Raw genomic sequence first — 14141 nt, 5'->3', positions numbered from 1 at the left:
GTTGTTAAAACTGTTATCTTCACACGGAAATAGCCCCTAAAAATGACCTTTTCCTGTGCAGATAACTTTTTTTGAACGTTTTGAACAAATACCCGCAAGTGATTGGCACCGGCTAAATACTTCCTCGTGCCCGTTGGTCAGTTATGAGTTTTTTAAGGCGTTAGAAGCTAGTCAGTCGGTATCTGGTGCGCGCGGTTGGCAACCACATCATATGGTTATTGAAAATGATGGTATAATTGACGGCATTATGCCTTTGTATCTAAAGCAAAATTCTTGGGGCGAATATGTCTTTGACTGGGATTGGGCCAAAGCATATGAGGATAACAATCTTGCTTATTACCCTAAACTCGTCGGCACTATTCCTTTTACTCCAGTTACTAGCAACAAACTATGGTCAAATAAGCTAAATTTAGCTGATCTTTTTTCATCATTAATTAGCCATTGTCACCAGCACGAAATAAACAGTTGGCACATATTGTATTGCCCTGAAATTGATAGTGAGGTAACGCCAACCGAAAAAGGTAAAAGTACGACCATGGCTAAATTACCTGAAGATGTTTATCTGCGTCATACGGTACAGTTTCACTGGTTTAACCGCGGTTATGCAAGTTTTGATGACTTTCTTGCCACATTCACCTCACGTAAACGCAAAAATACCCGTAAAGAAAGAGCATCGATAAAGCAGCAGGGCATTAACATTAGGCAAGTTCGAGGGCCAGATATTACGGCGAGCGATATTGATTTCTTCTATTTAACCTACCAACTTACTTATTTAAAACAAGGCCATCAGCCTCACCTTAACTTTGATTTTTTTAAGCACATATTCACTCACTTAGCGGCTAATGTTCTGCTTATTATTGCCAGTCATAATGATAAAGATGTGGCTTGTGCTTTATTTTTTTATGATGATAGCCATCTTTATGGTCGATATTGGGGCTGTAAAACAGCCTTTAACAACTTACATTTTGAGCTCTGTTATTACCAAGGCATAGCCTTTTGCATCGAACATAATTTACAATGTTTTAACCCTGGCACCCAAGGTGAACATAAAATTCAACGAGGTTTTGAGCCGGTATTAACCCATTCATATCACTGGGTTAAACATGCTGCTTTTAAAGAGGCGATTAAAGAGTTTTGCCAACGTGAATGTCAACATATGGAAAGTTATCAGCAACAATGTCGACAAGCACTGCCATTTAAAGTGGTGGTATAAACAGTTTATAAGCATTACTGGCAGATAAATAAATACGTTAAGGTAGGAAATTATAATGGATATCGCTTTTTCTCAAGCTTGTGAAAATAACAAACAGCCAATCCTAAGGGTGTTACAAAGCGCTTTTACCAACACTAAGCGGGTATTAGAAATTGGCTCAGGCACAGGGCAACATGGTGTATTCTTTGCAGAACATTTACCGCAGCTTTGTTGGCAGCCAAGTGATCTACTGGTGAATCATGCTGCGATAAACTACCGCAGACAGAGCAGTGGCTTAACTAATCTATTAGCGCCGGTTGTTTTAGATTTACATCAACCATGGCAAGCAGTCGTGGAAAAATCATCATTGCAAGGGCGCATTGACGGCATTTTTACCGCGAATACCTTGCATATTGTTAGTAACTCTTTGGTTAACAAATTCTTCACTGGGGTAAAGCAGAGCCTAGTTAAAGGTGGCACTTTATGCATTTATGGGCCCTTTAATCACCAAGGAAAATTTACCAGTCAAAGTAATGCCAATTTTGATCTATGGCTAAAGCATAGAGATGAAGAAAGTGCTATACGTGATTTTGAAGACATTGCCGCTTTAGCTCATAATGCAGGTCTTGCTTTATTATCCGATAACCCTATGCCGGCAAACAATCGTTTACTGGTATTTATTATGAATTAGCACAAAAAAAGCCAACCAATAAAAACATCTAGACGTCTATACGTTTAGATGTTGACATATCTAGCAATCTAAGTAATATGAGAATCATCGATTTATTATGTTATTTTTTTTGTTAGGTAGTGTCATGCCCATTAAAATTCCCGGTCAATTACCCGCCTTATCTGTGTTAGGTAAGGAAAACATCTTTGTGATGTCAGAGCACCGTGCGGCCAATCAAGAAATTCGCCCGATGCAAGTGGCTATCTTGAATTTAATGCCTAATAAAATTGAAACCGAAGTACAAATTTTGCGGATGTTATCCAATACGCCACTGCAAATTAATATCGAATTTGTGCGTATTCATAAAAATGTCTCCAAAAACACTCCGAAAGAGCATTTAGACAATTTCTATTGTTTATTTGATGATATCAAGCACAAACAATACGATGGCCTTATTATCACCGGGGCGCCGTTAGCCTTACTTGATTATGCCGAGGTCAGCTTTTGGGATAAAATTTGTGAGGTGTTTGACTGGGCCGAGAAAAATGTCACTTCCACCATGTTTTCTTGCTGGGCTGCGCATGCCGCCTTGTATCACTATTATGGTTTAAACCGTCATCTACGTCAGCAAAAACTATCTGGGGTTTATCAACATTATCCTCTTGATAGTAAAGAAGAGCTGACCAGAGGTTTTGATGAGAGTTTTAATGTGCCACATTCACGCTATGGCTATATTAATCAAGCCGATTATCAAAGTATTGATGAGCTCAATATTTTGGCGCAATCAGCTGATGCCGGGGTTTATTTAGTCGCCAGTAAAAATAAGCGCCAAGTGTACCTCACCGGCCATCCTGAATATGATACGGCTACCTTGCATGAAGAGTATCTGAGAGACTGCAAAAAAGAGGCAAGCACGCCATTGCCGATTAATTATTATCAAGATGATAATGTTAATAATAAGCCGACTGGCTCATGGCGTAGTCATGGCAGTTTACTCTTTACTAACTGGTTAAATTATTATGTTTATCAAATAACGCCATACCAATTAGATGCCAATAATATCAATTCAGTGTTAAAAAAACAGTAAGAACCGCACTGATAATACCCTTATTCTTTAAATAGTTACTCCTGGATTTAACAATGAAAAAACACCCATCTTTTGCTTTATTTGAACAGCAACTGGCTAAAAATATTCTTATTCTCGATGGTGCTATGGGTACCATGATCCAAGCGTACAAGTTTGAAGAGCAGGACTTCCGTGGCGAACGTTTTGCTGATTGGCATACTGACGTTAAAGGCAATAACGATATGTTAGTGCTTACTCAGCCTGAAGTCATTACAGCTATTCATCGTGACTACCTTGAAGCTGGCGCCGATATTCTAGAAACTAATACCTTTAATGCTACCACGATTGCCATGGCTGATTACGACATGGAAGCATATAGCAGCGAAATCAACCGTGTTGCTGCGCAACTTGCCCGTGCCGCTGCCGATGAATACACTAAAAAAACACCTGATCGCCCGCGTTTTGTTGCTGGTGTTTTAGGGCCAACCAATCGTACCTGTTCTATTTCTCCTGATGTCAATGATCCTGCCTTTCGTAATGTTACTTTTGATGAATTAAAAGAGGCTTATATTGAGTCAACCTTAGCGTTAATTGACGGTGGTTGTGATCTCATTTTAATCGAAACTATTTTCGATACCTTAAATGCTAAAGCGGCCATTTTTGCCGTCGAAGAAACTTTTGAACAATTAGGTCTCCGTTTACCCGTGATGATCTCAGGTACCATTACTGATGCCTCAGGACGTACCTTATCCGGGCAAACCACCGAAGCCTTTTACAATTCATTGCGTCATGCCAAGCCGGTTTCATTTGGCCTTAACTGTGCGTTAGGCCCGGTTGAACTGCGTCAATATGTTGAAGAGTTGAGCCGAATTTGTGATGTTGCTGTTTCTGCTCATCCCAATGCCGGTTTACCTAATGCCTTTGGTGAATATGACTTTACCGTCAAGGATATGAATACTCACGTTGAAGAATGGGCCAGTTCAGGATTCTTAAATATCATTGGTGGTTGTTGTGGTACTACGCCTGAGCACATTAAAGGCATGGCTGACACCGTTGCTAACATTAGCCCACGTAAAGTAGCACCCCGTGAAATCGCTTGTCGTTTGTCTGGTTTAGAAGTATTAACCATTAAAGGCGATAGCTTATTTGTTAACGTTGGTGAGCGTACCAACGTAACGGGTTCGGCTATGTTTAAACGCTTAATTAAAGAAGACAAGTACGAACAAGCTATTGCTGTCGCCTTACAGCAGGTTGAAAACGGCGCACAAATTATCGATATCAACATGGATGAAGGCATGTTGGAATCAAAAGAGGCCATGGTACGCTTTTTAAACTTGATTGCTGGCGAGCCAGATATTGCCAAAGTGCCCATTATGATCGACTCCTCTAAATGGGATATTATTGAAGCAGGCTTAAAGTGTATTCAAGGTAAAGGCATAGTTAACTCGATCAGTTTGAAAGAAGGCGAAGACAACTTTCGCAAGCAAGCTGAATTAGTACGCCGTTATGGCGCGGCTATGATAGTGATGGCGTTTGATGAAAAAGGCCAAGCGGATACCCGACAACGTAAATATGAAATTTGTCATCGTGCCTATCATATTTTGGTGGATGAAATTGGCTTTCCGCCGGAAGATATTATTTTTGACCCTAATATCTTTGCTGTGGCTACCGGTATTGAAGAGCACAATAACTACGCGGTAGATTTTATTGAGGCGGTTGATGATATTAAGAAAAACCTACCTTATGCGCTGATATCCGGTGGTGTTTCTAACGTATCATTTTCGTTTCGAGGCAACAACCCGGTACGTGAAGCTATTCACGCGGTATTTTTATATTATGCCATTAAAAATGGCATGGACATGGGGATTGTCAATGCCGGTCAGTTGGCCATTTATTCAGCGTTGCCGAAAAAATTAAAACAAGCCGTAGAAGACGTTATTAAAAATAGTGATGATGACGCGACCGAACGTTTACTTGATATTGCCCAAGAATACCATGGTCAAGCAGGTGGTAAGGTCTCAAAAGCGGATTTAACCTGGCGAGAGCTACCGATTAATGAGCGTTTGTCTTATTCATTAGTGAAAGGTATTAATGAGTTTATTGTTGCCGATACCGAAGAAGCTCGCCTTGTTGCTGTCCGGCCCTTAGACGTAATTGAAGGGCCATTAATGGATGGCATGAATACCGTTGGCGACTTATTTAGCGCGGGGGAAATGTTTTTACCGCAAGTGGTGAAATCAGCACGAGTGATGAAACAAGCGGTTGCTCATTTAAACCCGTTTATTGAAGCGGCAAAAACTGAAATTAGTACCAACGGAAAAATCTTATTAGCAACGGTGAAAGGCGATGTTCATGATATTGGTAAAAATATTGTTGGTGTCGTGCTCCAGTGTAATAACTATGAAATTATTGACCTTGGCGTGATGGTTTCCTGTGAAGATATTTTACGGGTAGCGAAAGAAAAAAAGGTAGATATTATCGGTCTTTCCGGTTTGATCACCCCGTCCCTTGATGAAATGGTCCATGTTGCTAAAGAAATGAAACGCCAAGGCTTTGACTTGCCATTATTGATTGGTGGTGCCACAACGTCGAAAGCCCATACCGCGGTAAAAATTGAGCCCCAGTATGATAAAGCCGTGGTTTATGTCTCCAATGCCTCGCGCGCGGTTTCTGTGGTCAGTAAATTATTATCCAAGGAACACAAAGGCAAGTTTTTTGCTGACACTAGAGCAGAGTATGATCGAGTCCGTATTCGTCATTACAAAAAAGGCCCACGTTCAAGTTTAATTAGTCTTGAAGCGGCTCGTGCTAATGCCACACCGATCAGCTTTGATGATTACACCCCGAAAAAACCTAACAAGCTTGGTGTTACCGTACTTGACGATATTGATTTAAATGAAGTGCGAAAATACATTGATTGGACCCCATTTTTCCTGACCTGGCAGTTATCAGGAAAATACCCATTGATCTTAAAGCATGAAGTTATTGGCGTGGAAGCAACTAACCTCTTAAAAGATGCTAATGACATGTTAGATGATGTTATTAATAACAAAAAGATCAAAGCGAAAGCGGTATTTGGTTTATTCCCGGCCAACCGAGATGGCGACGATATTAGCGTTTATACCGATGAATCACGTAAAGAGCTGCGCATGAAATTACACCAGTTGCGTCAGCAAAGTAAAAAACCTGCTGGGCAGTTTAACCGCTGTTTATCTGACTACCTAGCACCGAAAGGTTCGGGTATTGCGGATTATATTGGCGCCTTTGCCGTGTCATCAGGTTTTGGTGTTGATGAGCTAGTGAAAATTTTTGATGCCGATCACGATGCTTATAATTCAATACTTATCAAAGCTGTGGCTGATAGATTAGCCGAAGCCACGGCTGAATATTTACATGAAAAAGTACGGAAAGAATATTGGGGTTATGCGCCAGATGAAGCGCTCGATAATGACTGCTTAATTCGCGAACGTTATCAAGGTATTCGCCCTGCGCCAGGTTACCCTGCTTGTCCAGAGCATACTGAAAAAGGTTTATTGTGGCAGCTGCTGAATGTCGACGAAAATATTGGTATGGATCTGACCTCTAGTTACGCCATGTGGCCAGGTGCCGCGGTCAGTGGTTGGTATTTCTCTCATCCTGACTCTAAGTACTTTGCTGTGGCAAAACTGGCTAAAGATCAGGTGCTAGATTACGCAATCCGTAAAGGCATGACCATAGAGCAAGCTGAACGTTGGTTGTCGGCTAATTTGGACTACGAACCAGAGTAATTAAATTGTTCACTAAGGTGACGTCGGATTAAATTATCGTAAATAAAAAAGGCTGCACCAGGTTTATATTTATAAACAAGGATGCAGCCTTTTTTTGATAAGTTTTTCTTGTTATGACTTAACTTGCTTCGGCTATGGTTAGCCCCGGCTTAGCTAAGCTGTGATAAGTCTGTTTGTTGAACAACAAACTTATTGTTAAATTTGGCTGATAACACCCCTTTGCGACGAGCAAGGGCAACTTGTAGTTTCTTAGCAACTTTGGCAATGGCGACATATAATTGCTTGTCAGAAGCATTTACTGTTACTTTTTCACCTTCATACAAGGTGGTGACTTCAAGTTTTTGTATATGTGGCTCTACGGTAATGGTCGAGTTGAGTGTCATAATTGACGGATAATGCTTAGAGATTTTCGCAAACTTATTTTCGATTGATTGTTTGATACCTTCAGTAATTTCGACATGGTGTCCAGAAATCTTAATCTTCATAATATTACCTCTTTTGTTATCGTAATCATTGTCTTCAATTTCATAATCCTCCTTCAGTGATAAAAATGCAATAGAAAATATCGGCTTATTTGCAATTAAATGTAATTGAGCTTTGTGGCGTTTTTGAAAAAAAATGGCAAGTAACGGGGGGTACTTGCCATTTTTATCTTAACTAAAGTTTAATCACGAGTGTTTGTTAGCTTAGGTCTATGCGCTAATGTCTGAGCCAATGTTTCCCCTAAAGATAAAGGTATTATTTAAAGTGTCTATTAAAGAAATCCATAATGGTTTTATTTAAATGCACTTTAACTTTTTTACCACGCATACTATGTTTGCTGCCTGGGTAGGTCATTAATTCAAATAACTTACCTTCATCTTGTAAGGCTTTAATTAACTTAGTGGTATTGGTGAACAAGACATTATCATCAGCCATACCATGATAAATCATCAGTGGCCCAGTTAGACCTGAAACATAGGGAAAGACACTACTTTGTCGATAACCTGCCGCATTCACTTTGGGGTGATTTAAATAACGCTCAGTATAATGAGTATCATAAAGCATCCAATCGGTAACTGGCGCGCCACTAACACCTGCTTTGAAATAGTCCCCAGCTTTGAACATAGTCATTAAGGCCATATAACCACCGTATGAGTGACCGAATACGCCGATACGTGCTTTATCGACATAAGGTAGGGTATGTAAATATTTAACGCCCGTTATTTGATCTGTTACTTCAACTTGGCCAAGGGTCTCATAGATTGGAAATTCAAAAGCAGTACCACGGTAGTTAGAGCCACGATTATCTAGCTGATAAACAATATAACCTTGTTGCAGCATAAACTGAGTCATATCTGCGCCTTGCCATGAGTTAGTCACACGTTGGGCAATTGGACCACCATAAACTCTAACAATAACCGGATATTTTTTGCCCGGTTGCATGTTTTTAGGCTTATAAATTTTGTAAAACAAGTCCGCTTGGCCGTCATCCGATTTTAGCGAGCCAAACTCAGGCATAACTAAATCATCATAATAAGGGGCAACCGGGTGCTCAGCTGTTACTTTATTTTGGGCTAACCAAGTAAGGTGTTCCCCAGTGGCTGAGTGTAAACTGACTTGTTTAGGGGTTTTAGTGTTAGAGAAGCTATCTATATAACTTTCACCGGTAGCGCTAAAGTTAATGTTATGAAAGCCATTACGTTTGGTAATACGCTGTACATGTTCTGGCGACTTACCCGTCATTGGTACCTTGTATAAGTGGCGCTCAAGTGGTGTATCGGCACGACCGGTAAAGTACAGCCAACCCTTTTTTTCATCAACACGAGTCAGTGAATCGACTACCCACTCGCCCTTAGTTAATTGTGAGATAAGTTCACCGTTAAGCTTATAATGGTATAGGTGTTTGTAGCCATCACGCTCAGATGCCCAGATAAAGGTTTTATTGTCTTTTAAAAAGGTTAAATCTTTATGTAAGTTAAGCCAGTGGGTCGATGTTTCCGTTAACAAGGTTTTTTGGCGGCGTTTTTTTAAGTCGTAGGTTTTTAATATTAAGGTTTTTTGGTCACGGCTTTGTAGCTGGTAAGATAGTTTTTTACTGTCGTTAAGCCACTTTACTCGTGGGAGATAAATGTCTTGGTTGTCACCAAGAGCAATAAAACGAATTTTCTTACCTTTAATATCGGTAACCGCTAATTGAATATGGACATTATTGGTACCTGTTGCCGGGTAACGTTGTTCAATTAATTCAATTTTCTCCGCGTATATTTCATTGCGAATAACCGTTTGTACTGGCGTTTCATCGACACGTAAAAAAGCGATGTACTTTTCATCGGGTGACCACCAATAGCCGGTCATTCGTGACATTTCTTCTTGAGCCACAAATTCGCTCATACCATTTTTAATGGTGCCGCCACCATCTATGGTTAATTGGCGCTCTTCACCTGAGGCGATATTTAACACATAAATATTCTGCTCTCGAATATAAGAAACAAAGTTGCCTTTAGGTGAAAATTTCACATCGGTTTCAAAGTCGGTAGTTTCGGTTAAACGTTTAGCCGTTTTACTGGCTAAATGGTAGTAATAAACATCACCATTTAGCGGGAATAATAACGCGCTGCCATCTTGAGAAAAGTGATATTCCATAATGCCAACACCATAAATACGCTGGCGTTCACGGCGCGATTTTTCTTCATCAGATAAATGTTCTGGGCCACTAAACAGGGATTGTGAATCAACAAGTAATTTATTTTCTTTACTGGCTAGGTTGTATTCCCATAAATCGTATCGGTGTAAGTCTTCTGCTTTACCTTGCAAATAGGTCACACGAGTACCATCGGGGGAGAATTTTAATGACTTGGGTGTTTGACCATTGAGGGACGGCGAACTATAAATGCGCTCAATGGTTAACTGCTGAGCACTAGGTGTTTGGGTGGTATCATCACTTGCGTTGTCATTATTTGCATTGGCACTTAGCGGGAAGGCTAATGAACAAGCAAGGGCAACAAGTGCTTTTTTAATGGTAAATTTCATAGCAAAGTTATCTTATTAAGTTATCTTATTAGCTGACTAAATTAGGCTATCTAATTAAGTCAGCTAAAGGGGTAATTGTGAGCTTTGTGTTTAATAGTAAACGGATTAATTAGTCCGATTGCTGTAAGACTTCCTTGCCAACACTTCTTTCAGTACTCGTTTGCTCGGCACTTTAGCAAACGTGGCTTTGTTAAACTAGCGCAGTAATAAAAAAGGCCAAGATTAAGACTAGCTTTGTTAGCTGCTATGTTATTAATTTAATGAGCTCATGAATGGTTTTTACCGGGTGGATATTGGCACCTAAGCCTTCCATTGACTTATGATAATTGCGATAAGGAATGACTATTTCGGTGAAACCATGCTGTGCCGCTTCTTTAACGCGAGGTACACCACTGTCTATCGGCCTAACATCACCGTTTAAACTTAATTCGCCCATAATGCAGGTATTTCTAGGGATAATAAAATCGTTAAGGCTACTTAATAGTGCACTGACCAAGGCGAGATCAATACAGGTTTCAGACTCGTCTATTCTTAAGCCACCAACAATATTGAAAAAGGTATCGTGAAATATCTTGGTCTTGGTATGTTTACGTAAAATTCCCGTTAACATTTTAATTCGGTTCATGTTCAAGCCCACACAAACCCGCTGCGGGAATTCAGCCTCGGTTTCCGTGGTTAAACATTGAATTTCTAACAATAGGTTTCGGTTACCTTTGCGAATACAGGTAATGGTTGAACCAGGCGATTCAGTACTCGAACCGGATAAAAATATTTCACTGGGATTATCCACACTGAGCATACCGCGCTCACACATTCTGAAAATCCCGACTGTGTCGATATCGCCAAAGCGGTTTTTATTTGCTCTTAGGGTACGTATTTGTCCGTCATTGGTGTCGATATGCAACAGTGCATCAACTATATGTACTAAGGTTTGTGGACCAGCAATCTCATTGTTTTTATTGACATGGGCGATAATAAACATGGTGACGTTATTTTGCTTACAGTACTGGGTTAGTGCTTGCGCGCTGCTTTTTACTTGTGAGGGTGAGCCAGGGCTGCCATTAGCATTTTCAGTCACAACGGCTTGAATAGAGTCAATAACGGCAAACTTAATGTTGTGGTTATCTAACTCTTCAATGATTGCCTCAACACTGGTTTCAGCCAATAGATACAAGTTATCTTCGTTGTAATCTAGTTTTAATCGGTCGACACGGTTCTTAAACTGAGACAGGGACTCTTCTGCCGTACAATAGAGCGAGGCGGACGTTTTTGACATGTTAGCGACCAGCTCTGAGAGCAAGGTGGTTTTACCAGCACCAGGATCACCAGAAATCAGATTTACCGAACCGCGAGTGACACCACCGCATAAAACACGATCAAGCTCTCCTATGCCCGTTGGTATCTTTTCTGCATCGGAGGCGGCTATCTCGTTAATTTTCTTAGAGCCACCACCAATTAAACCCGCATAACCTGCCGTTTTTGCGCTACGGGTGACCGCAGTTTTACTGGTCGATTTAGGAATTCTCATTTCTACCAAGGTATTCCAGGCACCGCAACGGCACTGTCCTTGCCAGCGAGTGAAGTTCATGCCGCAATCTGAGCATACAAGTTCGATTTTTGCTGCTTTTGCCATCGAGATTATTCCTACCTTTTAAACGATAAAGTGATTGTCATAAGGATCTGTCATCGCAGATGTATTATGTTAATTGGACTAACTATAGCGTTATCAAGGAAAACACCATAGGATGAAAAAGGACCTTGCTCAACTCGCCTTATTGATAGGCACAGAAATTGCTTGGTTTATTTTGATAAAGTCGGTTAGATTATAATGATTTTGATTTTTTTGTTAAGCTAAAAAGTGCAATAAAAAATGTTAACCTGCCATACAGGTGATAGATTGCGATTAAAACAGCGAGTAAAGAGAAGTTAATAATAAAATTATGAATAAATATTTCAGCAAACATCATAAAATCATTAACAATTTTCGTGGTGAAGTGAGCAGTAATAATTTTGAAATTAATTTTAGTGCTGTAACCAAGCACCTCACTAAAACAGAAAAGTTTTTGTTGAAAATGGAATTGAAACGCTTAGCTGGTCTTTGTACTCGAGCCATCGATTTACGAGGTTTGGTTGACGGTGAGTGCCAGTTATTTGACTTTCAAGGACAAAGTCACTTTTTGGATAATATTGCTATCGCCACGTTCAATGAAAATGTTGCGATTTATGGCGGTTATACTTTTGGTGTTTATGAGGTGGTAAAAGATGCCAAAAATAGTTTTCGTAACCTTTATAAAAATGAAAAAGTTACCCCTAATAGCATTGAGAATAATAAAAAATCTTCAATAGATAAACTGCAATATCCAGCCAAATTACAGCTTTTTGCAAACTACCCTGATCGGGTGGAAGAGCGGATGAACTTTGCTATATCGATCACCTTAACTTTATCGAATAAGCAGCAGCTGATAACAACCAGTATTGATCTCAGTGTAACCGGTATCAAATTTAAACTTATTAATGAAGTGACGCTATTTAAAGGTGATCAGTTAACCATAGCCTTTACTGGCTTAGAGCAAGAGTTTCAATTTAATAAAGATAGCTTGTTTTCTTTTGACGTTAAAAATGTCTTACGTGACTCGGGCACTCAGCTTATTGGCTGTCAGCGCATAGCTATCCCTGACAATGATAGCTTCGAGCGATTTTTAGCCGGTTATATCCAAGGCAATAAACGCCGCTATAAAATAAATTTAGATAATAGCTTAGTGGCATTACAAGCGAGAAGCCTTGAACAGTACACTTTAGTCAAATTGAATGAATTAGTTGTTTTTATGCATGGCACTGGTGCAGATTCAGTGGCCAATACTAGCCCTCGCTATGCGCTAACGACTAGAAATAATCAGAAATTATATCAATATTGGCTAGACGATAAAAAACACTCTACCTTGCACTACCTTATTAATGCGGAACGATTACAGCGTTTAGTTACCTTGCCAGCCGGTAAAAGCTTATTAGTTTTTAGCTTTACTCATCAACATAAGGGGCGTAAGTACTTCTACACTGTCGATGAAGAGCAGCTTAAGGACGATGATAGATTTTTTCAGCAGTTTTTAGCTTTTGCTGCCGGTAAAAGTACTTTTGTCATCACAGCGTTAAGGTCCCACGCGTTGAATCCTGCACAGGCTTATTCACCGTTTACCTTGTCTAGCGCGATGACCAAGCAGCAAAGTTATTTAAATCCGCCGCTAACCAATGAAGTCAATGCTATTCTTGCCGAATTACCTTATCTGGTCACGGTAACCGATGTCACTAACACAAATGCTGTCACTGATTATCAAGCGTTGGGTTTTGAAGGTGTTGATCTTGGACGTCTGAAAAGTTTTGGTCATAAACAGGGTACTAAACAAAGCTGCCGAATTGATGAAATAGCGCTAGCTTATGGTCATCAACGTCAAGAAGTGCGTTTTAAATATAAGACCCCAGTTATCATTGAATGTGAAGGGGCAAAGTGGTCGGGACAATCGGCAGATTTTTCGGTTTCTGGACTGAAAGTTGACATAGAAAACCCTGCGGTACTTGCTAAAGGTGATATCGTTTATTTAACTTTTCCTAAATTGCAAAAAATCACCTCAGCATTTGACCTTAAAAAATTACCCTATAAGGTCATGAGGATCAGCAAAGATAAATCCGTGGTAAATTTACGGGTGTCGATTAAAGAACATCAACATATTGGTCGTTCGTTTTTTAAATTATTAATTGATAAAAATAAAAATAAGTTAACGCCTGATGAATATGCCATGTTAACTCCAGGTTTATCTGGCGCATTAAGAACCCTATATGCGGTGAATATGGCAATACCGACCGCTATAGTGCAATCAAGTGGCAGTCGTTATAAGATGGAAACCCTAGTGGCAGGGGAGTATGCCTATCAAAGCCATAAAAACTTATTATCAGCGATGTTACAATTAAGCGATCGTCATGGCTATTATAATTTATATCCATTACTGGGCAATATTCAGCTCAGTAATTTACTTGATCAACATATGAAAAAGTTATTGGCAAGCGATGTCGCTGTGTGTGAACTTATCTATGTTGCCATCAATACCACGGTTAGCGATATTGAAAAATCGGTCATTATAAAACAGGACAGTGACTTAAATACCCCGCAACTACGAAATTTCTTTATTAAGCAATCGTTAAAAAAAGGGGCGTTTTTTGCCTTGCAATTAAATCTGTCGCGTAGTGATGAAGCCCATATGGAATATTTAAACCCAGAGTTAACTTATATTAGCACTTATGCCATACATCGCAGTAAACAACTTGAACAAGAGATATATAGTGTCGCCGGGCTAGTGCAATTGATTGATGTCACCCAAGAAACACTGCTAAGGTATTCATTCACTGAGAAGTTCTAACTCGCTTGTATTGACCATATGAAAA

General features: G+C 39.9%; 8 protein-coding genes. 5 read left to right on the top strand and 3 right to left on the bottom strand.

Translation table 11 applies throughout. The features are described 5' to 3' along the window. Nucleotides 1–55: 55 nt before the first annotated feature. The 4 genes from MTCD1_RS02305 (at nt 56) to metH (ending at nt 6695) form a co-directional block, all read left to right on the top strand. Nucleotides 56–1213 carry a GNAT family N-acetyltransferase gene (locus MTCD1_RS02305; protein ID WP_057179968.1) on the top strand — a complete coding sequence of 386 codons (1158 nt, stop codon included), beginning with the start codon at nt 56–58 and terminating at the stop codon, nt 1211–1213. A gap of 55 nt (nt 1214–1268) precedes the next feature. Next, nucleotides 1269–1883 (top strand): DUF938 domain-containing protein, encoded by a 615-nt coding sequence (locus MTCD1_RS02300; protein WP_057179969.1) that lies wholly within the window; start codon nt 1269–1271, stop codon nt 1881–1883. A gap of 124 nt (nt 1884–2007) precedes the next feature. After that, the gene (locus tag MTCD1_RS02295) at nt 2008–2949 is read left to right on the top strand and encodes a homoserine O-succinyltransferase (protein ID WP_057180334.1); all 942 of its coding nucleotides are present in this window, start codon (nt 2008–2010) and stop codon (nt 2947–2949) included. Nucleotides 2950–3002: 53 nt separating this feature from the next. Beyond that, on the top strand, nt 3003–6695 hold the full coding sequence (gene metH, locus MTCD1_RS02290) for a methionine synthase (RefSeq protein WP_057179970.1): 3693 nt from the start codon (nt 3003–3005) through the stop codon (nt 6693–6695). Between the two features lie 149 nt (nt 6696–6844). On the opposite strand, the gene hpf is transcribed toward metH, so the two are convergent. The 3 genes from hpf to radA form a co-directional block, all read right to left on the bottom strand. Continuing rightward, nucleotides 6845–7180 (bottom strand): ribosome hibernation-promoting factor, HPF/YfiA family, encoded by a 336-nt coding sequence (gene hpf / locus MTCD1_RS02285; RefSeq protein WP_057179971.1) that lies wholly within the window; start codon nt 7178–7180, stop codon nt 6845–6847. 253 nt (nt 7181–7433) lie between these two features. Further along, the gene (locus MTCD1_RS02280) at nt 7434–9707 is read right to left on the bottom strand and encodes a S9 family peptidase (RefSeq protein WP_057179972.1); all 2274 of its coding nucleotides are present in this window, start codon (nt 9705–9707) and stop codon (nt 7434–7436) included. Nucleotides 9708–9951: 244 nt separating this feature from the next. Then, nucleotides 9952–11340 carry a DNA repair protein RadA gene (radA, locus tag MTCD1_RS02275; RefSeq protein WP_057179973.1) on the bottom strand — a complete coding sequence of 463 codons (1389 nt, stop codon included), beginning with the start codon at nt 11338–11340 and terminating at the stop codon, nt 9952–9954. Nucleotides 11341–11647: 307 nt separating this feature from the next. On the opposite strand from radA, the gene MTCD1_RS02270 reads away from it, so the two are divergent. Beyond that, nucleotides 11648–14116 (top strand): PilZ domain-containing protein, encoded by a 2469-nt coding sequence (locus MTCD1_RS02270; RefSeq protein WP_057179974.1) that lies wholly within the window; start codon nt 11648–11650, stop codon nt 14114–14116. Nucleotides 14117–14141 lie beyond the last annotated feature (25 nt).

This window comes from Colwellia marinimaniae (genome assembly GCF_002207865.1).
In the GTDB taxonomy this organism is placed as follows: Bacteria; Pseudomonadota; Gammaproteobacteria; order Enterobacterales; family Alteromonadaceae; genus Colwellia; species Colwellia marinimaniae.
This window is presented reverse-complemented; position numbering and strand designations above follow the sequence as displayed.